Source organism: Desulfotignum balticum DSM 7044 (assembly GCF_000421285.1).
GTDB classification, from domain to species: Bacteria; Desulfobacterota; Desulfobacteria; order Desulfobacterales; family Desulfobacteraceae; genus Desulfotignum; species Desulfotignum balticum.
In genome coordinates this window covers 2,515,505-2,537,641 of record NZ_ATWO01000001.1, presented here as the reverse complement: position 1 = coordinate 2,537,641, position 22,137 = coordinate 2,515,505, and the positions used below count along the sequence as shown (strand labels likewise).

Below are 22,137 nucleotides of genomic sequence, written 5' to 3'. Positions count from 1 at the left end.
AAAAATGACCAAAATTCTGACTGGTTACGATGTGGTCTGATGTTCTAAAGACAGTTTGTACTGGAAACTGTCGGACAAAGCCTGCCAGGAGGCTTCGATAATATCTTCAGATACCCCGATGGTGGAGAAAATATTATCCGTGTCCCGGGATTCGATGAGCACCCGGACCTTGGCGTCCGTGCCGTCGGACCCGTCGATCACCCGGACCTTGAAGTCCACCAGATGCATGTCATTGATCTGGGGATACATGGCGGACAATGCTTTTCTCAACGCGTTGTCCAGGGCGGACACGGGGCCGTCTCCTTCGGCTGAGGTGATTTCCGTGGTTTTGCCCACCCGGATTTTGATCATGGCATGGGAATAACAGGGTTTTTCCTTGTCTTTTTCCACCACCACCCGGAAGGATTCCAGGTCAAAATAGCTTTTGTACTGTTCCGTCAGCTTTTCCATGATCAGTTTGAGCGAGCCTTCCGCCGCGTCAAATTCGAATCCGTCATCTTCCAGATCCTTGATGGAAGCCACAATCTGCCGCTGCTTGACGGCATCATCTCCTAAATTTACGCCCAGTTCTTCCGCCTTGTAAATAATATTGCTTTTTCCCGACTGTTCCGACACCAGCACCCGGCGGACATTGCCCACTTTTACCGGGTCCATGTGTTCATAAGCTCTGGGATTTTTCATGATGGCCGATACATGGACCCCGCCTTTGTGGGCAAACGCGCTTTTCCCCACAAAGGGCCGGGAATTGACCGGGGGCATATTGGCGGTTTCCGACACAAACCGGGACAGGTTCAACAGTTTTTTTAAGTTGTCTTCAGAGATGCAGTTTTTTTTCATTTTCACGGCCAGAATCGGGATGATGGCAGTCAAGTCCGCATTGCCGCACCGTTCTCCATACCCGTTGATGGTGCCCTGAACCAGGGTGGCGCCTACGTGCACGGCATTGACTGCGTTGGCCACAGCCATGGCGCAGTCATTATGGGTGTGGATGCCGTAACAGATGCCGGCCCGGTCTTTGAAGTGCGCCATGACCGAGCGGATGATCTCTTCGATTTCACAGGGCAAAGATCCGCCGTTGGTGTCACACAGCACCAGGGTCCGGGTGCCGCCGTCCAGGGCCGCTTCCAGCGTATCCAGCGCATATGAGGGGTTGGCTTTGTACCCGTCGAAAAAATGCTCGGCATCATACATCACCTCTCTGCCCTGATCCAGCAGATACGCCACACTTTCTTTGATCATTTTCAAGTTTTCTTCCAGGGAGTTGTCCATGATTTCATTGACGTGCAGGTCCCAGGATTTGCCGAAAATCGTGATCACGGGCGCACCCGAGTCAATCAGGGCCGCCAGGTTGCCATCTTTGTCACATGAGATGCCCGGCCGCCTTGTGGCACCGAACGCTGCCACTTTGGCCTGTTTGAATGCAATTTTTTTGGCCAGTTCAAAGAAATGGGCGGCCCCGGGGTTGGAGCCGGGCCATCCGCCTTCAATGTAGTGAATACCGGCATCATCCAGGCGTTTGGCGATTTTTACCTTGTCTTCCGGAGAAAAAAAGATATTTTCCCCCTGCATGCCGTCTCTTAACGTGGTGTCGTATAATTGGACAGATTCCATTGTTATTTCCCCATCTCTCTGGCCAGGGCAATGGCCCCGGTACTGGCGATTTCAACGATTCCCATGGGTTTGACCAAAGACAAAAATGCCTCGTGTTTGCCGCTGTCACCGGAAATCTCGATGGTATAGTGGGCATGGCCCACATCCACCACCCGGCACCGGAAAATGTCCACAATGCGCAGAATCTCCGCCCGCTTTTCCGGATTGGCATGCACCTTGACCAGGGCCAGCTGCCGTTCCACATATTTTTTTTCGGTGAGATCGGTCACCGTGATCACGTTGATGAGCTTGTGCAGCTGTTTTTTGATCTGCTCGATGGTCTGGGCGTCACAGGTGGTGGCCATGGTGATCCTGGAGACCACGGGATCATCCGTGGTGGCCACGCTCAAAGAGTCGATGTTGAACCCTCTGCCGGAAAACAGACCGGCGATCCGGGACAGCACACCGGGTTCATTGTCCACAAGAATCGACAATAAATATCTGCTGGTTTCCATTGGTGTTTCCTTTACTGTGTGTATCATTTTTATACCAGAAGCATATCTGTTATGGCACGGCCGGCCGGCACCATGGGGTAGACGGACTCTTCTCTTTCCACCACAAAATCCATGATCACGGTGCCCGGCGTATCCAGCCCTTTTTTCAGGGTCTCTTCCACACAGGCCGGGTCTGTGCACCGGAACCCGGTGGCCCCGTATGCGTCGGCCAGTTTGACAAAATCAGGCGCGTTTTCGATGTTGGTGCAGGCATAGGCTTTGTTGTAGAACAGTTCCTGCCACTGGCGCACCATGCCTAAAAACCGGTTGTTAAGAATCACGATTTTGACATCCAGGCAGTTTTCCACGGCCGTCATCAGCTCCTGGATGTTCATCTGGATGGATCCGTCCCCGGCCACATCCACCACCAGTTTGTCCGGACAGGCCGCTTTGGCGCCGATGGCGGCGGGCAGGCCGAATCCCATGACCCCTAATCCGCCGGAAGTGATAAAATGGTTGGGCCGGTCAAAGTGATAATACTGGGCCGCCCACATCTGGTTCTGTCCCACCTCCGTAGTAATGATGGCCTGGCCCCGGGTGATTTCCCACAGCTTTTCCACCACAAACTGAGGTTTGATCACATCGGTTTTCTGTTCGTATTTCAAGGGCATGGTCTGCTTCCACTGGTCGATCTGTGCCAGCCAGACATCCCGGTCCACGGCCAGGTCTTTGGGGGCCTGTTTTTCCATGAGCGTGAGAATATGTTCCAGCGTGGTTTTACAGTCCCCCACAATGGGGCACTGCACCTCGATGTTTTTGTGAATGGAGGTGGGGTCGATATCGATCTGAATGATATCTGCATGGGGTGCAAACTTGCTGATATTTCCCGTGACCCGGTCATCAAACCGGACCCCCACGGCAATGATCAGATCCGAGTGTCCGATGCTCATGTTGGCCCGGAATGTGCCGTGCATGCCCAGCATGCCCAGCCACAAAGGATCCGTGCCCGGAAACGCCCCCAGTCCCATCAAAGAGGTGGTCACGGGGATCTGTGCCATTTGGGCCAGCCGGGTGATCTGTTCTGATGCCCGGGACAGGATCACCCCGCCGCCGGCAAACACCACGGGCCGTCTGGCCGCCTGAATCATTTCCACCACCTTGTGGATCTGTTTTTTGTTGGGTTTGTAATTGGGTTTATAGGATCTGAGGTTGGGTTCATCCGGCATGGTGAACTCAATTTTGGCCTGGAGAATATCCTTGGGCAGGTCCACCAGCACAGGGCCGGGCCGGCCGGACCGGGCGATGAAAAACGCTTCCTGGATAGTGGCCGCCAGTTTGTCCGGGTCTTTGACCAGGTAGTTGTGTTTGGTGCAGGGCCGGGTGATGCCCACGATGTCCACTTCCTGGAACGCGTCATTGCCGATGAGTCCGGTGGGCACCTGGCCGCAGAACACCACCATGGGAATGGAGTCGGAATGGGCCGATGCCAGGCCCGTGACCGTGTTGGTGGCCCCCGGGCCGGAAGTTACCAGGGCTACCCCTGTGGTCTGGTGGGCCCGGGAATAGGCGTCGGCCGCGTGCACCGCACCCTGTTCATGGCGGACCAGGATATGGCGCAGGTCATCATGCCGGACGATTTCATCATGGATATCAATGGTGGCACCGCCGGGATATCCGAATATGGTGTCAACTCCCTGGGCTTTGATCATTTTCACCAGGATTTGTGCCCCTATCAGTTTCATTGTGTTCTCCTGTGTCATTCTATATGAAAGTGTTACGTATTGAAGTTTTAAGTGTTAAGTTTTAAGTGTTAAGTATTAAGCGGATACCTGACTGGTTATACTGTCATCATCCGGGGTGGTTTCCCGGGCCACGGGGGTTATTCAATAATGGCTCCTTGGGCCGCGGATGATACCTGGCGGGCATACCGGGCCATGTAGCCTGTTTTGATTTTGGGTGCCGGTTTGACCCATCGGGCCTGCCGTTCCCGGATCTCATCTTCGGGCACCATCAGTTCAATGGTTTTGGCCGGGATATCGATGTGGATGATGTCGTTTTCATTGATCATGGCAATGGGTCCGCCGTCCGCCGCTTCCGGAGACACATGGCCGATGCAGGCCCCTTTGGTGCCGCCGGAAAACCGGCCGTCCGTGATCAAGGCACAGGCCGCCCCTAAGCCCATGCCGGCAATGGCTGAGGTCGGGGTGAGCATTTCCCGCATGCCAGGCCCCCCGGCAGGGCCTTCATACCGGATCACCACCACATCTCCGGCATTGATTTTCCCGCCCAGAATGGCCTCCGTGGCGGCTTCTTCCGTGTCAAACACCCGGGCCGGTCCCTGGTGCGTCATCATCTCGTCCACCACAGCGGACTGCTTGACCACACACCCGTCCGGGGCCAGGTTTCCGAACAAAACAGCCAGACCGCCCTGGACATGATAAGGATCACTGACAGGCCGGATCACGGCCCGGTCTTTGATCTCCACGGAAGAAAGGTTGTCTGCCAGGTTTTTTCCCGTGGCCGTGAGGCATCCGGTGTCCAGCAGGGAGTGGTCGGCCAGGGTTTTCATCACCGCAGGAATGCCGCCGGCCCGGTCCAGATCCTGGATATGGTCGGGACCGCCCGGGCTCAATGAACAGATATGCGGGGTTGTTTCACTGACCTGGTTGATCACAGACAGTTCCAGGGGAACGCTTGCCTCATGGGCAATGGCGGTCAGATGCAGCACCGTGTTGGTGGAACAGCCCAAAGCCATGTCCACGGTCAGCGCGTTCATAAACGCCTGTTTTGTCATGATTTTATCCGGGGTGATCCCCTGTTCCAGCAGCGCCATGATCTGGATGCCCGTCTCCTTGGCCAGGCGGATACGCCGGGACATGGGGGCCGGGATGGTGCCGTTGCCGGGCAAAGCCATACCCAAAGCTTCGGTGAGGCAGTTCATGGAATTGGCCGTGAACATGCCGGCGCAGGACCCGCAGGTGGGGCAGGCGCACTCTTCCACGGCAGCCAGGTCCGCCTCGGTCATGCGGCCGCCCCGGACTGCGCCCACGGCTTCGAACACGGACACCAGATCGATTTTTTTTGTCTGGTCTTTGGGATCCAGTCCGGCCAGCATGGGGCCGCCGCTGATAAAAATGGCCGGAATGTTGAGCCTTGCCGCCGCCATGAGCATGCCGGGCACGATTTTGTCACAGTTGGGCACCATGACAATGGCATCAAACGGGTGGGCCGTGGCCGTCACCTCGATAGAGTCGGCGATCAGTTCCCGGGAGGCCAGGGAATAGTGCATGCCTTTGTGGTTCATGGCAATGCCGTCACACACCCCGATGGTGGAAAACTCCATGGGAGTGCCCCCGGCCATGGAGATGCCGGATTTAACGGCCGCCACCAGGGTGTCCAGGTGCATGTGTCCGGGAATGAGTTCATTGGCGGCATTGGCAATGCCGATCATTGGCTGGCGGATCTCTCTGTCTGTGTAGCCCAGGGCCTTCATCAGGCTTCGGTGGGGGGCTCTTTCCACCCCTTTGGTTGCAATGTGGCTGCGCATATGTTTCTCCTTAAAAGCAAAAAAGCCGTTATCTGCCCCCTCGGGGCTGATAACGGCTTTTAACTTGTCAATTGGTTTATGCCACTAGGAGCCCCGTCGCCTGGAGGTGTCAATAATCACCTCCACGATAATAATGAGGACTACCAGTAGTATGCTTGTCAATTCGGGTGTCATGTCATATTCACTTTGTTTAAAGTTAATTCATTATATATAAATTTATGACCTGTCAACAAAAAAATAGATCAGAGGCTATTTTATATCACAGGGCGTTGTTTTTATCCACGCCCACATGGTTGATGCTCGATGCCATGTACCCGGCCCCGAACCCGTTGTCAATGTTGACCACGGCAATATTGGAGGCACAGGAATTGAGCATGCCCAACAGCGCGGTCATGCCCCCGAAACTGGTGCCGTACCCGATACTGGTGGGCACGGCAATGACCGGCGCTCCCACCATGCCCGCCACCACGGAGGGCAGGGCCCCTTCCATGCCCGCCGCCACAATGATCACTCCGGCCTGCCGGATCATCTCTTTGTGGGCGAACAACCGGTGGATCCCGGCCACGCCCACGTCAAACAGGGTGTCCACCCGGTTGCCCATGGCACGGGCCGTGAGGGCCGCTTCTTCTGCCACGGGAATGTCCGAGGTGCCGGCCGTGATCACCAGGATGGTGCCGGTTCCGGTGATATCCGGCGCCGTTTTCTGAATCCGCAAAAGCCGGGCATCCGGAAAATACGCGGCATTCTCAAAATGCGCCACAAGCGGGTCTGCCGTGGCCGGATCGATGCGGGTCACCAGGATCACATTTTCTCTTGGCACCATTTTTTCCAGGATCCCGGCAATCTGTTCCCGGGTCTTGCCCAGGCCGAAGATCACTTCGGGAAACCCTTTGCGCAACGAGCGGTGATGGTCGATCCGGGCATATTCAAGGGATTCAAATGTCAGATCGGACAGCTGTTTTTCAGCGTCTGTGACAGTGGTCCGGCCGTCTGCCACTTGTGAAAGCAGCCGGGTCAGGTCCTGGGGGGTCATATGGGATTTCCTTCATGAATGCAGGTCATTGTTGGCCCATAGATATCATCGGCCGGCAAATTACGTCAAGAATTTAAATAAAGATCTGACTACCCGCTTACGGATTCCTGAGGGGATGCCGGGTGCGGATGAAAAATCCCGTGGGACCGTTTCAACAGGTCGTCGGTCTCCGGTACGATCTGCTGATAGACCTCCTCATTGATCCTGCGATAGAGATCCACATTCTTCCTGATGGGGGTAAACGTGTCCCTGCGGCGCACCATCTGGTCGACGGCTGCCTGCCGGTTTTCATAGATCTTTAAGGCCAGCGCGGTGCAGATGGCCGCCCCCATGCTGGCGGAGCCGTTGACCACGTTCCTGTGGGCCGGCACGCCAAAGACATCGGCAAAGATCTGCATGAACAGTTCCCCGTTTGACCCGCCCCCGCTGACAATAATCTGAGTCAGTTTCACGCCCATTTCATCACACATGGCCTGGGCGTTGTTTTTCATGGTCAGGGCAATGCCCTCCAAAACGGAGCGGAACATGTGGATCCCTTGGTGGGTGCTGTTGAAACCGATCATCATGCCCCGCTCATGGAGACGGGAAGGGTCGGGCAGCCAGTTGAGCACGGTGTACAGGCCGTCGCACCCGGCAGGGATGTCGGCGCCGGCCGCATTCAGGTACGCTTCCGGGGAAAGCCCCATGCGGTGTGCCGCCTCGATCACGTCAGACCCCATGAGTTCCTTGACCCAGGTCACCGTGGCCATTCCCCTGCGGATCCCGTTGCTCTCATACATGTATTCACCGGGAACAGCCCCCGGGTTGCTCCAGTAATGGGCCGCACTCGTTCCGGATTTTGTTCCCATCATCATGGAGGTAATATAGGTGCCAAGGGATACGAGCACGGTGCCGTCATCTTTCAGGCCCGCGCCCAGGCCTTCCACGGCCTTGTCATTGGCCGTGGACACCACGGGGATGCCCGCGGGGATGCCCGTGGCCCGGCTGGCTTTTTCCGTGATGGTCCCCAGCACGCTGGACGGATCCTTCAGGTCAAAGAGCATCTCCCGGGGGGTGGTATAGTCGTCGAACCGGGCCTGGTCCTCGAACCAGTCCAGGGTGTCGGGATCGATGGGCCAGGGCCCCACGTAATTGGATCGGGTGTCCCTGGTTTCTCCGGTGAGGCGGTGGGTCAGATAGCCCGTGGCCGTGGTGACATAGCGCACGGCATCGTCCTCGTGGTGGTAAGGGGCGGCAAGCCGCAGGTCCATCCAGCTCTGCACGGGGGATGCCAGGGTGCCGTCGGCCCGAAGCAGGGCCCGGCAGCATCGGATCGAGCACAGGCCCACACCCATGATCTGATGCCTGTCCCCGTCAAATTTTTCAAAAAGTCGGCGGCAGGCGGTTTTCAGGCTTTCCCACAGGTCATCGTCCGGATGCTCGGCCCGGGAGTTTCCGTAGAAATGAATGGGCTGAAGCCGGACCGATTCGGAACAGATCTCATGGCCCCGGATATCAAACACCGCCACCTTGGTGCTCTGGGTACCCCCGTCAATGGCAATAATATATTGTTTTTTCATGAAGTCTCCTTTTTAAATAACCCCGTGCCCTGCCGGGCACAACAAAAGAGGAAAGCGGTCAGTCGTCTCATCAAAGCCATCTGCCGTCACCGGTTTGAAACTTAACACTTAACACTTAACACTTCCATGAGAAGGCTTATGTCAAGAACAAATTCGTTCACGAATTGTCCTTTTCCCTCCATCCAACGAGTCTCGACCGTCACGCTTCCATCCGCACTCTTTTGTGGGGCTGCCATTTGCCCCGGTGCATGTTAATATCCGTGGGCAGGAGCTGCTATCTTAAAAACGCAATCGTAGACTATCAGCGGCAACTGACTATTGCATAGTGTTAGGCGCAGTCTCCTGAATGAGACGTTGTTGGACCCTTGTATCATGTTGCACCAACCTCTTGACCTTTTATGCAGCAATGATATCCTTTTGCTGCCGGCTCGGAGGATAGGGCAACGCTTGGAAGCAACCCGAGCGCCGCAGCCGGTGACGAAGGCATGAGGGCAGGTACACCGCGACTGTACCTGTCCCTCCCTCATGCCTTTGTCCTTAATGCGATAAATCCCGGGGGGACAGGGGGCTGGCCCCCTTAAAATCGGGTTATCTTCCCTTGAATTATTCATGCCTCAGCTATTGAACCCTTTGTTAAATTTGGTGATAATCATCTTCATGCCGCTTTTTTGTTCATGCCATAAAACGGTTGATATTTGTCTTGGGTGACCCACAGTCGATGCATCAGCACCGCCAGCTTCCTGGCCACTGCAACCACCGCCCGTTTCTTGGCGTTTTTGCCTCCCCGGGCGGCAATCGACATCCCATGCAGGCGCAGGTTACTCTCCGGCCCAAACGGCCCCATAATATACTGGGCGCTGCCCACCAGTAGCCGGCGCAGATAAGTGTTTCCTGCCTTGGTAATGGGAAGCTGTTTGTCTGTATCTCCGGATTGATCCCGTCGTGGGGTCAGCCCCAAAAAAGGCCCTACTTGACGGCTTTTGAAAAAGCATGCGGGATCTTCAATGGTCAACACAAAGCACAGCGCGGTGATCGGACCAACTCCGGCTATTTGACGTAAATATTGGGTTTCCGGATACCGTTCCATACTCAGCTGCTCAATCTGAAGATCAAGCGCCTTTATCCGTTCGTTCAAATGAAAGAGCGTTTGAAACACAGCATCCAGGGCAGATCGAAGCTCAGGGGGTACAAGGGGTTCACATTTTTTGGCAAAGCTCGCTGTACTGCATTTGGGCAAACGATCTCCATTGGCTTTGACAAGCCCTCGAACATGGTTGATCAGCTGGGTGCGGCTCTTGACCAGCATATCACGGGACTTGATCGATGCCAGGTCCGCTTGTGCCTGGCTGCTGCGGTGTCTCAATGGATGTAATAACCGAGGTTCTATCCGACAGACCATGCCCAAGATCCGGGCGTCACGGGCATCGGATTTATCAACACTGTCCCAGATGAATCTTAATTTGCGGGGGTTACCAACATAGACGGTCAACCCCATCTCGCCCAGAAGGCGGCTGATCCACGGAGAATGAGTACCCGCCTCCATGGCCACCCTGGCATTTTTGTACGGCTGAAAAAATTTGCTGACACCGGCCTTTGTATTGGTCACCTGGGCAGTCTCCAGTTCGTTGCCCTCACCGTCAAATACCACTGCTATGTGAAATTTGTCTCCCAAATCGATTCCAATTGTGATAGTATTTTTCATGGCTGGTCCCTCCTTAAGCTTTGCAGCCCTTTGGGTGACTGCGTTAAAAATTGAGCGTGATTATATCACAGCTCGTCGGAGGGATCAGCCTTCTCATATTATCTTAAAACTGTTCTATAACCAACCGCATTCAGTTGATCACCGCATCAGATATCCGCCGTCCACGGTCAGCACGGTGCCGTTCACATAGTTGGCTGCATCTGAACACAGAAAAATGCAGGCCCCCATGAGATCCGCAGTCCACCCCCACCGGTTGGCCGGGATATGGGCAAGGATCTCGGCGTTGCGTTTCGGGTCCTTCCGGGTCTTTGCCGTGAGTTCCGTGGCAAAGTACCCCGGTGCAATGGCGTTGACCTGTATGTTGAACTGGGCCAGTTCATCGCACATGGATCGGGTCAGCCCGACAATCCCGTGCTTGGTGGCGGCATAGGCCGGAGACCACTGCCCGCCCAGAAACGAATACAGGGAGGCGATATTGACAATCTTTCCCCGGGCCTGCCGGATCATGGGCTTGCACGCCTCATGGGTCATCTCGAACGCCGCCGTCAGGTTGACGGCCACCATCTGATCCCATTCCTTCCGGGTATACTGAGTGACGTCTTCCACGTTGATGCAGATCCCGGCGCAGTTGACCAGGATGTCAATGCGGCCGAAGACATCCACACATTCTTCAACGATCCGCCGGCATTCGCCTTCGGATGTGATGTCGGCGTTCACATAATGATAGGCCGTGCCGCATGCTTCCACCCATTGCCGGGTGGTGCCGTCATCTTCCATGATGCTTGCGGCCACCACGTTGGCGCCGCCTTTTGCCAGGGCAACGGAAAATGCCTGCCCCAGTCCGCTGTTCCCCCCCGTGACCACGGCATTCTTTCCTGCCAGGGAAAAAAAGCCCATATTGAAATCCGTCAGTTCCATATCAGTTCCAAAATCCTTATGTGTTTTTGTGTGGGTTGCACATCATTTTGTCCATGAGCTTTTCAATGAATTCACAGGCATCCCCCTGCACGACCATATCTGACAGCCGGCAGATGGGGGCGTGGAGCGATGTATTCACGGCGATGATGGATACCGCCCCCCGCAGGCCTACCAGATGCTGCATGCTGCCGTGAATGCCCAAAGCCAGGTACAACTTTGGTGAAACGGTTTTTCCGGACTGGCCCACCTGGATGGTTCGCCGGGCAATGCCCTGATCCACCAGTTTCCGGCTGGCGGCTACGGCCCCGTTCAGGGCATCTGCCAGGGGTTTCAGTGCCGGAAAGCAGCGGGCCGCACCGCCGCCGCCGGCCACCAGCACCTCGGAATCCCGGATGTCCCGGGGTTCGATGATGTTTTGCTCAACACCCAGGCGGGTCAGGGTGCTGTGGGTGGTCACTGGCCGGGAATACTGACTGATCCGGGTTGGCACCGTTTCTTCAGGGGGATGTTCAAACGCATGGGTCCGGATGGTCATCATCACGGGACCCGGCCCCTCCGGAAGAATGGTTTCAAGGATTGTTCCTGAACGGGCCGGCCGGGTGATCTCAATCCGCCCGTCCCGGACGGTGATGTCTGTCACACCGCTTGCCAGCCCGGTTTTGAGCCGCCATGCCAGCCGCGGGGCGATCATCTTTCCCAAAGTGGTTCCGGGAATCAGGATACTGTCAAACCTGTGGGTCTGGTGCAGGGTTTCCAGGATCTCTGTGATGGCCCGGGGATCGTTATCCGCCACCAGGCCTTCGGCCACCTGGATCACATGGTGAAACCGGCCCGTGAATGTTTCAGGCGAAGCGTTCACCAGGACCACATGGGATTTAAACCCGTCCCGGCCGTACATGCGCACGGCTGCCGCCAGCAGGTCCGTGGTCTTTTCAGGGGTTTCCGTGTCCTGGAAAATACAGGTTTTTTTCATCGGCATACTCCCATTTTTTTCAGGAAATCAACCACCTGAGTGATGCCGTCGTCATCCGTGCCCACGATCTTCGGGTCTTTTTCCCCGTAGGTCACAGGGCTTGAGCCAGCCATACGGGTCAGGGAGCCGGCACGGCCTACCTGGTCTGCAGAAAACCCCAGATCCCGGCTTGTGAGGATATTTACGTCTTCAGACACGTCCCGGCGCAGATCGGTCAATGCGGGGTAGGGCAGTTTGTAGCCGCTTTCCCGGGTCAGGCTCAAAACGCCCGGCATGGCCATTTCCCAGGTGGTCACGCCCGTTTCATCCACGGCCTGGAACACGGCCCTGGTGCGATCGAACCGGTCCGGATCGATCCGGATGACCCCCGGCATCTGATCCAGGCCCAAACTTTCGGCGATCTGCACGGGCACCTGGGCCGAACCCCCGTCCAGGGAATAGCTGCCCGTCAGCACACAGTCACAGGGTCGGCCCGCAATATACCGGCTGAGCACTTTGCTGGTCACAAACGCGTCACTGTCCTCGAGCCCGGAATCCCAGATCAGCGTGCCCCGGTCCACGGCAAGCCTCAGCAGGTCCTCCATGTGGGGGCGGACAGACAGGGGACCCAGGGTCACCGCCTCCACCGTGACTCCGGGATCGCCGGACTTCACGGCCAGGGCAAAGGCCAGGGCGCAGGCGTCGTCCGGATTCAGAATCAGCCGATTGGGTCCGGCCGTGAGGCTGTCCGGGTCAGGAACAAATTTGACGGTGCAGATGAGTTTCATGGGCATTGGTTGTCAGATATTTCATCCCCTCTTACTGCTGGTATTTTTTTCCGTCCGCCTGGGGATAGATGGTGCCGAAATTCATGATGCCGTTGGGGTCAAAGCTTTGTTTGAGCTTCTCCAGCATGTAATAGGCAGACCCGTGTTCTTCCTTGGTCCATTCGTTTCTGAATTTACCGATCCCATGGTGATGGCACATGGATCCCCCGAACTTAAGGGTCTCTTCAACAATGATCCGCTGCAGCGGGTGGTGGTAGACCCGCATCTCGTCTTCCGGGGCGCAGAGGATGCGGTAGTTATAGACAAAGTACATGTTGGTGCCGTTGATATAGCTGTGGGAGGAGTGCCCTCCCAGCATGGTCAGGTCGTGGGCCCGGGGATATTCCTCCCGGATCCGCTGCATCACACGGTTGTAGATCTTCGGGATGGTTTCCCAGTCAGCGGAAACTTCCGTGGTGAATCCGGAATGGGCATCATTTTCCTTCATTCCCTCGAGTTCGTCGTCAATGTCTTTCTGGGACCAGTTCAGGTTGTTGAACCATTCTTGGATCAGCTTTGAATCCACGGGTTCGATGATGCCGTGCTTAAATTTTTCCGCGGCCGCTTCAATGGCATCGCAGGTGGCATCCACAATGCCTTTGGGGCCTTCACTCATGAAAAGGAGAACGCATTTGCCTTGATGGAAATGATAAAAGTGCTGGGCTGCATCTTCTTCAGAATAGGCCCGGGCCACGGACGGACGGAACCCGTTGACCATCACTTCCCGCAGCACCTGGATGCCGGTTTCCATATCCTTGAGCAGATACCCGTGAAACCGGTTGTTCTCCGGATAGAACCGGAACAGTTTCACCGTCACTTCAGTGATGTAGCAGAGTGTGCCTTCGTTGCCGATGGCAATATGCCGGATATCCGGACCCCCGGACCGCCGGGCCACGTTCTTGATCCGGGCGATGTGGCCGTCGGGAAACACGCACTCCAGTCCCACCACCATGTCTTCGATGCCTCCATACAGGGTGGAGAACTGCCCGATGCTCCTTGTGGACACCAGCCCGCCCAGCTTTGCCACGGGTTTGGACTGGGGGGAGTGGCCCGTGGTCAGGCCTTTTTCCCTGGCAGCATCCTCCAGCATCTGGAGGGGAACGCCTGCCTGGGCCGTGGCCTGCATGTTATAAGTATCGATCTTCAGTATTTTGTCCAGATGCAGCGCATCCATGACCACGGTGTTTTGCTTCCAGTTTTCCAGCCCCCCTTCCGTGGCCGTTTTGCCGGCCCGGGGGATGACGTTGACTCTGTGCTCATTGCAGAAGGCCAGCACCCGGCTGACTTCTTCGGCCGTTTTAGGATACACAATGGCCGCGGGCACGGGCACATCCAGGACCCGCCGGACCTTGGCGTATTTCTTGTACCGGTCTGCCGAGGCATCATACAGGGCTTCGCTGTCTGTATTTACCTGGGACGGCGAAAGCATCTGGCCTAACGTTTGAATGATCTGTTCTTTGTCCACAAGCGGACCTCCTGAGTCTGAATGGTGTGTGGCAGGAACGCATGATCCTGCCTGTTTTATGTTTTATGGGGGAATTCTAAAGGCATGGCGGCAATGTGTCAATAAAAAATGGAAATTTTTCCATTATAATGCCAAATAGTAATGAAAAATGGAAAATTTTCCATTGTCGCTGGGGCAAAAGCATGCTACAGTCTGCTATTGTTAAACGGAAACGGGGATTAATAAAGATGATTAATCTGGACTTAAGCACACTGAACCCGCTGGAAAAAAAGATCCACAAACAGATGATCCGGCACAGCCGGACCATGCCCGGGATAAAGATCAACCAGGCGGCTGAACTGTGTCAGTGCTCTGTGTCTAAAATATCCAAGTTTGTCAAGAAACTGGGGTTCAGCAGCTACCGGCAGTACCTGGATTTTTTGTATGGAAGGGAAATCCCTCCGGCCGCGGGGTCGGATGAGCTGAGCCGGGTTAAGTCCTTTATCGACACCTTTGACAACGGCATGGTCGATGACCTGCTGACCCTGATTGACGGGCACGGCAAAATCATCTTTTTCGGATACGGCCCTTCGTTGCTCTGTGCACGGTATTTTGAGTACCGGTTCCACAACTGCTCGGACAAGCCTGCCATGGCCGTCTCTGACGAGGTGACCCTGAACAACCTGGTGGATGACACCACCCTGCTGCTGATCCTCACGGAAACGGGCCGGTTTAAATCCTTTGAGCTGGTCTATGAAAGGGCAAAACGCAACGGCGCCACCGTGGTCATTCTTGTTGAGGAATACAACACGGATCTGTTCAACCAGTGCGATAACATCTTCTGGCTCTCCCGCACGGCCCAGCCGGAACATCTCAAACCATACGAAAAATCACGCACGCTTTTTTTCATTTTTCTGGAAGAAATCATTCAGCGCCTGCTGGTGAAAAAGGAGTAAATTGTAATCAAATTCTGAGGAAATCGAGTACTTCAAAGAGCAGCGGCTCAGGGGTTTCCTCAATCTCGTTGAAGCTCAGGGGGATAATGATCTTTTTCCGGATTAAATGACAGATTGCAGCAGGCTGTTTCTATTTCTGAAAAAATTGTTTCCGCGTTTTGCGGGGATCCGGCTTTTTTTATATAATCATAGATTTCAAAAAGGTCTTTTTCCGCATCTAAGAGAATATGAACAGTGTATTTCATTCAGATTGGTCTTCCCGGATTTTCTTTTTCAAATTGCTGAAAACATCGGCAACAGGTTTGTGATCCCCATTTTTAAGGCTATTTCTACTTTGGGCCAACATTTTCAGCATGGCAAGGCTTTCCTGTGTCTGCTCATATTGAACAATATCCTGGAGAATCGCTTTGGCTTCCCCATTCTGAGTGATAACCATGGGTTGCTGGCGATCAGCGATTTGCCGGACAATTTCTGAAGCATGCGCTTTAAAATAGCTAATGGGTTTTACAGATTCGCTTAGTTTCATCTTGGCCTCCATAATTATTGATCTTAATTTAGTCCATATTAAGATCAAAGTCAAGATGAGACCGCTGAACGCGGCCCGGTCGCCTTGAACGCCAAGGCTCACGGTCGCCGGGCGACATCGGCCAGCACATGGGTTTCAATACGTACATCCCCCGGTTTGAAATCATGTCGGCCCATACTGAACCGGTCATGGTCATTTTTGCCTTCCAGGGCCAGAGACCAGACCATGGGATCAGGCCAGCCGTGCTTTTGTGCCACCTGTGCAACGGTGAAGCCCCGGGATAAATCATCATTTGCCGAATTTGGCAACGCTGCCATTTTCGGCAAATGGTATTGGAAGGATGTCCGGGCCAGGCCCAGTCTCTTTTCTTGGATAAATCGCCTCATCAAGAATAATTGAAGAAACAGGAATTTGTGTCGATGGTTGAAATTTTTGTTTATGTAATTGATGATTTTGAAAAGAAATGAATTAGTTCTTTGTCACGCATATACAGCCTCATGATCTATACGTGATTTTAAAAAGGTATTCATTGAGTCTGTGTACGTAATAATATCAACCGATTTTTTAAGCCTGTCTTCCAAGTCGTTTTTTACTCCTGCAAGCATGAAAAAATCCGGTTCTGAGACCCGAATTACAATATCGACATCACTTTCATCGGCTGCCTCCCCCCGGGCGGTCGATCCAAAAATACCAATTTGTAAAATCTTATATTCATTGGCAACTTCTTTTTTATAAAGATGTAATATTTTTAGTATGTCTTGCTTGCCCATGAATGCCCCTCACACGCTTTGCTGTATTATAATTTGTATTATTGATCGTAATTTTACCACTTCTTAAAGAGTGTACAACCTATTTGTCATTGTGATGATTGTCTTGCTGCAACGTTTCAAATAAATAGCAGGAACTATGGCTCGTTGTTGAGACAAAATGCATTCTCTTTTGCCCGGTCAAGTTCACCCGCTGGTTCTGCGCTGCTAAAATTAGTGATGCAGTTCAGCGTCAATTCGCTCAGATATAAAAATCTTAAGCAGCGACTGGTAGGGTACGTCTCGTTTATTTGCAATTACTTTAAGCTCTTCAATCATAGACTCAGGGAGACGGATGGAAATTGATCGGGTCGAAGGCTTAAGCTTAGGCATAACGACATTTTCTGCATCTGACCAGTCAATATATTCTGAAGAATCATGTTTTTGCCAGAAAAGACGCTCTTCGGCCTCACTTTGAAATTTAGGTGTTTTCTTTTTCATTTTAGATACCTTTCAATTTCCGCGTCTGTCATATCACGTGCGGAAATTATTCGTATTTTATCATTACGAACGGTAAAAACGGCAAAAAGCAGACGCTTTAAATTCGTACGGCCAAGCACATAATATCGATTTTCATTTTTGGAATGCTCTTTGTCCCGTTTTATAATTAAAGGTCTATTAAAAAATATCTGTTCACATTCCCCGCTTGAAACATCATGCTGGTCCCAATTCTTGGTAAGATTGCCCTGATCCCATTCAAAACCGGTACAATTTTCCAATATTTTTTTTGGTTTAACCATATATTACGTATACCATGATCATATACATAAGGTCAACGTGATTTTTAGCAGAACGATTTCAAATAAGCGGTTTATCCGTCTTTATTTGGGTTGTTGTGTGTTAATTTGCTCTTTTCTAAAGGCCGTCAATAAACTCAGAGAACCATTCCCATCCAAATTTCGTTATTTTTCTTTCAAGACCCTTTGGTATTAAATTATAGGTATTTTTACCAATATCCACACCAACGAGAGGGATTTTATTTGCCACAGAACAATCTATTTCCCAAAGAACTAGTGGATCCGATGACATTTGATCAGAGACAATAATCATTACACCATCTACGCCCCGAATTTTTTTTTCAACGATTGGCTTGCATTGAGATAATTCCATTCCTTTTCGATCAAACGTAAAGAAATCTATACTTGGTTTAGAATAAAGTTCCCATCTGTGCCTACCGTTGACCAGCATATCTCTATATCGGATATCAGATTCAGCGCTCCCGACATATATTTTCTTATTCTCTCTAATCGACAAATACTCTGATGTTTTTTTTCCAATTTTTACATTGTGGACAATCATCTGTGCCTCCCAATTTTTAGGTGAAACGTTTTGTTGCTGTTCTCACATAACCCCCTGCTCAGGGGCAGAACGCTTTTTTCCGTCCCCTGAAGCAGTAAGATTGTATGAGTTTCAGTCAATTGGGGTAAATACACCAGCGTGTTGTTCAATAATCTCTGCAGCGCCAAGAACCAAATCTTCCCGAAAGCGGGGTCCTATGATCTGTACGGCGCCGGGTATGGCGCCAGTGCGCTTCACTGGCAAAACAACAGAGGGCAGACCCAGCGTGTTAGCTCCCATAATCAATCGGGATGCTTGGATGAAGCGACTTGTTTCCTTGTGGCTTTGGATATCGAAGTTAGGGCTAAAATCGGTTTCGGTGAGCGAAGGACCGAGGATCAACGGGTATTTTTCCTGGAATACCAACCATTCCCTGGCAATTGTATTTCTACGTGACAAGGCGGACATATAGGCGAGGAGATCTCCGTCTGGAAACAGTTCTGTCCAGAAGTGCAGAAACTTTAATGCCTCTGGAGATGCGATTTCTTTAATTCCTGGCAGGACCAGTTTTTTGATCTCGATGCTTGTCAGTTCAATCCAGGTTTGCCAGGCATCGATAACCGCCGGCGGCTCGATTTCTTCCACTGCGTATCCGGAATTGCACAGCCAGTCTGCGGTCATTTTAATATCTGCGGCAACTTGGGGTGCCACACCCCTGCCACCCGGATCTAAAGTCACAGCCACTCGAATGGGAGTGGCAGGGCAGGGGCCGGATAATGGTGCAGGCACCCAGCGCGGATCCCGGACATCAAACCCACTCATATTTTCAAGTGCAAGCCGCAGGTCCTTGACCCGACGCGCTATTGCCCCCTGGAACAAAAATAACTGCGAGGAAATGGCCGGTTCGGATGGCATCAGCGACATATGGTCAGGAACCCTGCCCAAGGACGGCTTTATGGAGCAAACGCCGCAAAATTGGGCTGGAGCCCTAAGTGATCCCCCATAATCGTTTCCGAAACCCAGTGCAGACATTCCGGTTGCCACAGCTACTGCATCTCCGCCGCTGGACCCGCCGGGAGTCGTATTGGAATCCCAGGGATTGGTGGTTTCCCCTCTGAATTGGTTGGCGGTGTGAGGACGAAGACCAAAATCGGAAAGATTGGTGCGGCCAATGGGGATCGCTCCCGCTTTTTTAATCTGCGCAATGTGCGGCGCATCAGTAGTCGGGTTGGCATCTTTCATCTGCACAATGCCAAAGGTGGTTGCCGATCCGGTAAGATCAATATTTTCTTTCACAGTGACCGGTACTCCGGCAAGGGGACCCACCGGATCCCCTTTTTCAATGATGCTGTCGATTTGGTCTGCTGCCACAAGAGCTTGTTCGTTTAACGTTACTGTTATCGCATTCAAGCTGCCGTTTACTGCCTCAATTCTCTCCAAATGATCAGAAATGACCTGCCTACAAGAGATTTGTCTTTCTCTGATCGCTTCTGCAATTTCGCAAGCACCCATTTGCCAGATATCTATCTTTGCGTTTTCCGGATTCATCATTATCTCCTTTTCAATTGCTATTTTTAAAACATAAAATCTTTACCAACTGACCAGAAGACATTCTATTGTTTATAGAAGAAATTGGATTGTATTAATGCGACAGAGGAAAAAAATGATGATCGTTTTGAACTCAGGGTCGCCCCTATACAATACGCTGAAATCAATCACAAAATGAACTTGGCAAAATGCCGGACATAGACTTGAAGTCACGTATAAAATGCGCATGGTCTGCATAGCCGAATTCATAGGCAATATCGATAAGATTTCCAGAGGCTGAACTATACCGTAATTTTTCTAAAACTCTCTGAAATCGCACCAGTTTAGCAAACTTTTTTGGTGGGATTCCCAGGATATGCCTAAACTTCCGTTCCAGAGTTCTATTGCTCACATTCAAAATACGTGCAAGTTCCCCAACCTGTATCTGGCCGTCACGAGCGTCGATCAGGGCGATGGCGTTTTCATAAGTTTTATCGCTTAATATGCGGGAAACATTAACATTGCCCAATATTTTTCCAAGTAAGCTTTTCCTGAGGTCGGTGGTGTTTCGCCGTAACAGCCAATCACCGATGGTATCGCTATCCAGATCATAAATGTGAGGAAGTTCAATCATCGTATTAACCAGTTCACAGGGGCTAATATTAGTAAAGTTCGGCATTCTGCCCACTTTGAAATGCACGATGATCAGTTCAAAATGGCCGAGCGGAACATTTGTTTTTTGAGTGTAGGGTCCTGCAAGAAAAATTCTACAAGTCGAATCAGACAACAGGAATGCAAGATCAAAATAACCGTCTGGTAGGATTTCATATTCCCTTGATTTTTTGAATCTTTCACAGGGAACAAACCGGTAACTGTCGACTAATCCCATAGTTGCACTCCTGAATAATTTTATAGTTCTTTGGTTATTGAATTCACGCCGCAAATCAGCCGCACTTTTTTTTGCGGCGGCTGATTTTGCCTCGTTATGGGTCTTCTTTAAATTTCATTTCACCATTCTTTGTAAACTCAAACATTGGCCCCCAAGCTACTTCCCAGTAATAACCATCAAGATCTGCGAAGTATCCACTGAAGCCGCCCCAGAAAGTATCTTGCGGTTCTTTAATAATCATAGCACCAGCCGTCTCCGCACGTCTTATTATTTCAACAACCTCATCCTTGCTACTAACGTTGTGAGCAAGAGTAACGCCATTAAACCCGCTACGAGTTACAGGAATATCGGGCGAGATATCTTCTGCGAGTTTTTCAAAAGGATAGAGGGCAATCCAGGTGCCGGGCAGCTCAATAAAAGTAATCCCATCAGATATATTGGGAGGTGTACCAAGGACAGCTTTATGAAATCTGTAGCTTTACCTAAATCGCCTACGCCAAGCGTTAAAATTGTTACTCTTGAAATTTTCACCTTTTTAGCTCATAATGTTTAGGATCTCCGGCTTAAAAATGTGAAAAAAAACTCCCACCCAAGCTCATAAAGTCTGCCTTGTAAAACAAAATTTTTAAATGATTACAAATCAATAAAATTACACTCCTGCTGACGCAGTCAGCATTCGTCCAACGCTGCGCTTCACCCGCCGGGCGCGAGGAAGCAATGAGTTGCTAAACAACCGGTTAAATCGAACACCTACAGCGCTTGTAAGGCGCCGCTGACTAGCCCGGTCGGCCGTGAAAGCGCTTGTTATACTCTCTTTTTTTATTATTTTAGGCTACTTAAATACAATCCCGTATTTGTAAAAAAACCTGGCTATTTTAGAATACGCATCAGAGATACTTGTAGCTTTTACCATATGTTTTTCAGGCATATTAAATGCGAAAGGATGGGGTGGCACAAAATTCAAATCAAGGATTACAGGATATTTGCCGCCATCCTTTACTGTTAATGTTCCGCTATAATGCACCCAATCATCAGCTCTTGGGATAGTTCCATATATATCTTCTTTTGACTCGAAAATGATATTATATTTTTTGGGCATTGAGATGTCTCAGTATCAAAGTATAACGCCCTGCATTACAGGCATGCGGCGCCTACCTTTAAAGATTATTTAGTTTAATAACTCAACTTTCGGTGATAAAAAATGAACAAACTAAATTTATAACACCTTGTATTTGCAATAAAAATTGACGAATTCCGCTTTGTATGATATGTTTTGTTTACCCATAAACTAACACACATACAAAGGGAATTCGCTAAAATGAATTTTAACTGCATCGACACACAAAATCAAACCCAAAATTTAAAAAAGATAGGTGCCCTCAATGAATACTTCTCAATTTTTAAAATTGGGACTCTTTTGAACAGGTCGGGAATAACGAAGAGTAAAGGGGCATCTCCGCTTGCCATTTTCACAGCCTTGTTCAATCTGGCTTTTTGCAGTACAAATTTGTACCAAGGCATTGTAAGAAACAAAGAGGTTATCGTGGATAAGGATGCTGCCTACAATTTTTTGAATTCACCGACATACAACTGGCGGCGGTTTACCCTCCTGCTTTTCCGCCGGATTTATTTCACCATCAGGCACCTCCTTGATGATGCCTCCGAGGAAGTTCTTATTTTCGATGACTCAACCTATAATCGGAATCGTTCCAAGAAAGTAGAGCTTTTATCCCGGGTATTTGATCATTCAGACATGAAATACATAAAAGGATTCCGGATGCTGACACTTGGTTGGTCTGACGGTAACAGTTTTCTCGGTCTTGACTTTGCCCTGTTGTCCTCAGCGGATAAGAAGAATCGATACAATGAGATCAATCCTGATATCGATAAAAGAACTTGTGGGTATCACCGCCGCCTGGAAGCGATTACAAAAACAACAGAGCATCTTGTGCCGATGATCAAAAGAGCCCTTGATAATGGTGTTCGGGCCAAATACGTCCTGATTATTGTGTGACAATTATCTTGTCCGGTTGACGACAATTAACTTGTCCGGTTAATCGTGGTAGAACCCCGACACTAAAATCCATCA

23 protein-coding genes and 1 pseudogene are annotated in these 22,137 nt (G+C 51.4%); 2 read left to right on the top strand and 22 right to left on the bottom strand.

The window, feature by feature from the left end:
• Window positions 1–24: 24 nt before the first annotated feature.
• The 11 genes from cimA to K365_RS0112650 form a co-directional block, all read right to left on the bottom strand.
• Window positions 25–1,611, bottom strand: coding sequence for a citramalate synthase (gene cimA / locus K365_RS0112705; RefSeq protein ID WP_024334858.1), 1,587 nt, complete (start codon window positions 1,609–1,611; stop codon window positions 25–27).
• 2 nt (window positions 1,612–1,613) lie between these two features.
• Window positions 1,614–2,105, bottom strand: coding sequence for an acetolactate synthase small subunit (gene ilvN / locus K365_RS0112700; protein WP_006964937.1), 492 nt, complete (start codon window positions 2,103–2,105; stop codon window positions 1,614–1,616).
• 29 nt (window positions 2,106–2,134) lie between these two features.
• A complete protein-coding gene (gene ilvB / locus K365_RS0112695) occupies window positions 2,135–3,826 on the bottom strand; it encodes a biosynthetic-type acetolactate synthase large subunit (RefSeq protein ID WP_024334857.1) in 1,692 nt (563 codons plus the stop codon).
• A 137-nt stretch (window positions 3,827–3,963) separates the two neighbouring features.
• On the bottom strand, window positions 3,964–5,631 hold the full coding sequence (ilvD, locus tag K365_RS0112690; RefSeq protein WP_024334856.1) for a dihydroxy-acid dehydratase: 1,668 nt from the start codon (window positions 5,629–5,631) through the stop codon (window positions 3,964–3,966).
• A 259-nt stretch (window positions 5,632–5,890) separates the two neighbouring features.
• Window positions 5,891–6,664, bottom strand: coding sequence for a nickel pincer cofactor biosynthesis protein LarB (gene larB / locus K365_RS0112685; protein WP_024334855.1), 774 nt, complete (start codon window positions 6,662–6,664; stop codon window positions 5,891–5,893).
• An 89-nt stretch (window positions 6,665–6,753) separates the two neighbouring features.
• Window positions 6,754–8,223 (bottom strand): FGGY-family carbohydrate kinase, encoded by a 1,470-nt coding sequence (locus K365_RS0112680; RefSeq protein ID WP_024334854.1) that lies wholly within the window; start codon window positions 8,221–8,223, stop codon window positions 6,754–6,756.
• Between the two features lie 655 nt (window positions 8,224–8,878).
• Entirely contained in the window at window positions 8,879–9,925 is a 1,047-nt protein-coding gene (locus K365_RS0112670) for an IS110 family RNA-guided transposase (protein WP_024334853.1), read from the bottom strand.
• 138 nt (window positions 9,926–10,063) lie between these two features.
• Window positions 10,064–10,843 carry a glucose 1-dehydrogenase gene (locus K365_RS0112665; protein WP_024334852.1) on the bottom strand — a complete coding sequence of 260 codons (780 nt, stop codon included), beginning with the start codon at window positions 10,841–10,843 and terminating at the stop codon, window positions 10,064–10,066.
• Window positions 10,844–10,859: 16 nt separating this feature from the next.
• Window positions 10,860–11,816, bottom strand: a complete 957-nt coding sequence (locus K365_RS0112660) for an electron transfer flavoprotein subunit alpha/FixB family protein (RefSeq protein ID WP_024334851.1) — start codon at window positions 11,814–11,816, stop codon at window positions 10,860–10,862.
• Window positions 11,813–12,583, bottom strand: a complete 771-nt coding sequence (locus K365_RS0112655; RefSeq protein WP_029725275.1) for an electron transfer flavoprotein subunit beta/FixA family protein — start codon at window positions 12,581–12,583, stop codon at window positions 11,813–11,815. The genes K365_RS0112660 and K365_RS0112655 overlap by 4 nt, the downstream gene beginning before the upstream one ends.
• A gap of 31 nt (window positions 12,584–12,614) precedes the next feature.
• Window positions 12,615–14,087, bottom strand: coding sequence for an FAD-binding oxidoreductase (locus tag K365_RS0112650; RefSeq protein WP_024334849.1), 1,473 nt, complete (start codon window positions 14,085–14,087; stop codon window positions 12,615–12,617).
• 227 nt (window positions 14,088–14,314) lie between these two features.
• Here K365_RS0112650 and K365_RS0112645 point away from each other — a divergent pair, with 227 nt between their 5' ends.
• Window positions 14,315–15,022 carry a MurR/RpiR family transcriptional regulator gene (locus tag K365_RS0112645; RefSeq protein ID WP_024334848.1) on the top strand — a complete coding sequence of 236 codons (708 nt, stop codon included), beginning with the start codon at window positions 14,315–14,317 and terminating at the stop codon, window positions 15,020–15,022.
• Window positions 15,023–15,081: 59 nt separating this feature from the next.
• On the opposite strand, the gene K365_RS0112640 is transcribed toward K365_RS0112645, so the two are convergent.
• The 11 genes from K365_RS0112640 to K365_RS0112590 all read right to left on the bottom strand — a co-directional run bounded on the left by K365_RS0112640 (window position 15,082) and on the right by K365_RS0112590 (window position 21,147).
• Entirely contained in the window at window positions 15,082–15,267 is a 186-nt protein-coding gene (locus K365_RS0112640; protein WP_024334847.1) for a type II toxin-antitoxin system RelE/ParE family toxin, read from the bottom strand.
• Complete coding sequence (locus K365_RS0112635) at window positions 15,264–15,548, bottom strand: type II toxin-antitoxin system Phd/YefM family antitoxin (RefSeq protein ID WP_006964502.1); 285 nt, start codon at window positions 15,546–15,548, stop codon at window positions 15,264–15,266. The genes K365_RS0112640 and K365_RS0112635 overlap by 4 nt, the downstream gene beginning before the upstream one ends.
• 98 nt (window positions 15,549–15,646) lie before the next feature.
• Window positions 15,647–15,865: a hypothetical protein gene (locus tag K365_RS28455; RefSeq protein WP_024334846.1), complete on the bottom strand. Its 219-nt coding sequence runs from the start codon at window positions 15,863–15,865 to the stop codon at window positions 15,647–15,649.
• 162 nt (window positions 15,866–16,027) lie between these two features.
• On the bottom strand, window positions 16,028–16,318 hold the full coding sequence (locus K365_RS0112625; RefSeq protein ID WP_024334845.1) for a nucleotidyltransferase family protein: 291 nt from the start codon (window positions 16,316–16,318) through the stop codon (window positions 16,028–16,030).
• Window positions 16,319–16,528: 210 nt separating this feature from the next.
• Window positions 16,529–16,795, bottom strand: coding sequence for a BrnA antitoxin family protein (locus K365_RS0112620; protein ID WP_024334844.1), 267 nt, complete (start codon window positions 16,793–16,795; stop codon window positions 16,529–16,531).
• Entirely contained in the window at window positions 16,792–17,094 is a 303-nt protein-coding gene (locus K365_RS0112615; protein ID WP_024334843.1) for a BrnT family toxin, read from the bottom strand. The genes K365_RS0112620 and K365_RS0112615 overlap by 4 nt, the downstream gene beginning before the upstream one ends.
• Window positions 17,095–17,209: 115 nt before the next feature.
• Window positions 17,210–17,653, bottom strand: coding sequence for a hypothetical protein (locus K365_RS0112610; protein ID WP_024334842.1), 444 nt, complete (start codon window positions 17,651–17,653; stop codon window positions 17,210–17,212).
• Between the two features lie 111 nt (window positions 17,654–17,764).
• On the bottom strand, window positions 17,765–19,183 hold the full coding sequence (locus K365_RS0112605; RefSeq protein WP_029725271.1) for an amidase: 1,419 nt from the start codon (window positions 19,181–19,183) through the stop codon (window positions 17,765–17,767).
• Window positions 19,184–19,343: 160 nt separating this feature from the next.
• Window positions 19,344–20,048 (bottom strand): helix-turn-helix domain-containing protein, encoded by a 705-nt coding sequence (locus tag K365_RS26620; RefSeq protein ID WP_024334841.1) that lies wholly within the window; start codon window positions 20,046–20,048, stop codon window positions 19,344–19,346.
• Window positions 20,049–20,142: 94 nt separating this feature from the next.
• Window positions 20,143–20,442: a VOC family protein gene (locus K365_RS25745; protein ID WP_337833251.1), complete on the bottom strand. Its 300-nt coding sequence runs from the start codon at window positions 20,440–20,442 to the stop codon at window positions 20,143–20,145.
• A 438-nt stretch (window positions 20,443–20,880) separates the two neighbouring features.
• Window positions 20,881–21,147 carry a hypothetical protein gene (locus tag K365_RS0112590; protein WP_024334840.1) on the bottom strand — a complete coding sequence of 89 codons (267 nt, stop codon included), beginning with the start codon at window positions 21,145–21,147 and terminating at the stop codon, window positions 20,881–20,883.
• Between the two features lie 219 nt (window positions 21,148–21,366).
• On the opposite strand from K365_RS0112590, the pseudogene K365_RS0112585 reads away from it, so the two are divergent.
• Window positions 21,367–22,053, top strand: a pseudogene (locus K365_RS0112585) (IS4 family transposase); the annotation flags it as partial.
• Window positions 22,054–22,137: the final 84 nt, after the last annotated feature.

What these genes read in the sequence shown, in the direction of transcription:
- K365_RS0112660 (WP_024334851.1), bottom strand. Translation starts at nt 11,816, where the DNA reads ATGAAAAAAACCTGTATTTTCCAGGACACGGAAACCCCTGAAAAGACC.
- K365_RS0112635 (WP_006964502.1), bottom strand. Translation starts at nt 15,548, where the DNA reads ATGAAACTAAGCGAATCTGTAAAACCCATTAGCTATTTTAAAGCGCAT.
- ilvN (WP_006964937.1), bottom strand. Translation starts at nt 2,105, where the DNA reads ATGGAAACCAGCAGATATTTATTGTCGATTCTTGTGGACAATGAACCC.
- K365_RS0112665 (WP_024334852.1), bottom strand. Translation starts at nt 10,843, where the DNA reads ATGGAACTGACGGATTTCAATATGGGCTTTTTTTCCCTGGCAGGAAAG.
- K365_RS0112605 (WP_029725271.1), bottom strand. Translation starts at nt 19,183, where the DNA reads ATGATGAATCCGGAAAACGCAAAGATAGATATCTGGCAAATGGGTGCT.
- K365_RS0112680 (WP_024334854.1), bottom strand. Translation starts at nt 8,223, where the DNA reads ATGAAAAAACAATATATTATTGCCATTGACGGGGGTACCCAGAGCACC.
- larB (WP_024334855.1), bottom strand. Translation starts at nt 6,664, where the DNA reads ATGACCCCCCAGGACCTGACCCGGCTGCTTTCACAAGTGGCAGACGGC.
- K365_RS0112610 (WP_024334842.1), bottom strand. Translation starts at nt 17,653, where the DNA reads ATGATTGTCCACAATGTAAAAATTGGAAAAAAAACATCAGAGTATTTG.
- K365_RS0112655 (WP_029725275.1), bottom strand. Translation starts at nt 12,583, where the DNA reads ATGAAACTCATCTGCACCGTCAAATTTGTTCCTGACCCGGACAGCCTC.
- ilvB (WP_024334857.1), bottom strand. Translation starts at nt 3,826, where the DNA reads ATGAAACTGATAGGGGCACAAATCCTGGTGAAAATGATCAAAGCCCAG.
- K365_RS0112620 (WP_024334844.1), bottom strand. Translation starts at nt 16,795, where the DNA reads ATGAAAAAGAAAACACCTAAATTTCAAAGTGAGGCCGAAGAGCGTCTT.
- cimA (WP_024334858.1), bottom strand. Translation starts at nt 1,611, where the DNA reads ATGGAATCTGTCCAATTATACGACACCACGTTAAGAGACGGCATGCAG.
- K365_RS0112590 (WP_024334840.1), bottom strand. Translation starts at nt 21,147, where the DNA reads ATGCCCAAAAAATATAATATCATTTTCGAGTCAAAAGAAGATATATAT.
- K365_RS0112640 (WP_024334847.1), bottom strand. Translation starts at nt 15,267, where the DNA reads ATGAAATACACTGTTCATATTCTCTTAGATGCGGAAAAAGACCTTTTT.
- K365_RS0112645 (WP_024334848.1), top strand. Translation starts at nt 14,315, where the DNA reads ATGATTAATCTGGACTTAAGCACACTGAACCCGCTGGAAAAAAAGATC.
- ilvD (WP_024334856.1), bottom strand. Translation starts at nt 5,631, where the DNA reads ATGCGCAGCCACATTGCAACCAAAGGGGTGGAAAGAGCCCCCCACCGA.
- K365_RS0112625 (WP_024334845.1), bottom strand. Translation starts at nt 16,318, where the DNA reads ATGGGCAAGCAAGACATACTAAAAATATTACATCTTTATAAAAAAGAA.
- K365_RS0112670 (WP_024334853.1), bottom strand. Translation starts at nt 9,925, where the DNA reads ATGAAAAATACTATCACAATTGGAATCGATTTGGGAGACAAATTTCAC.
- K365_RS28455 (WP_024334846.1), bottom strand. Translation starts at nt 15,865, where the DNA reads ATGGCAGCGTTGCCAAATTCGGCAAATGATGATTTATCCCGGGGCTTC.
- K365_RS26620 (WP_024334841.1), bottom strand. Translation starts at nt 20,048, where the DNA reads ATGGGATTAGTCGACAGTTACCGGTTTGTTCCCTGTGAAAGATTCAAA.
- K365_RS0112615 (WP_024334843.1), bottom strand. Translation starts at nt 17,094, where the DNA reads ATGGTTAAACCAAAAAAAATATTGGAAAATTGTACCGGTTTTGAATGG.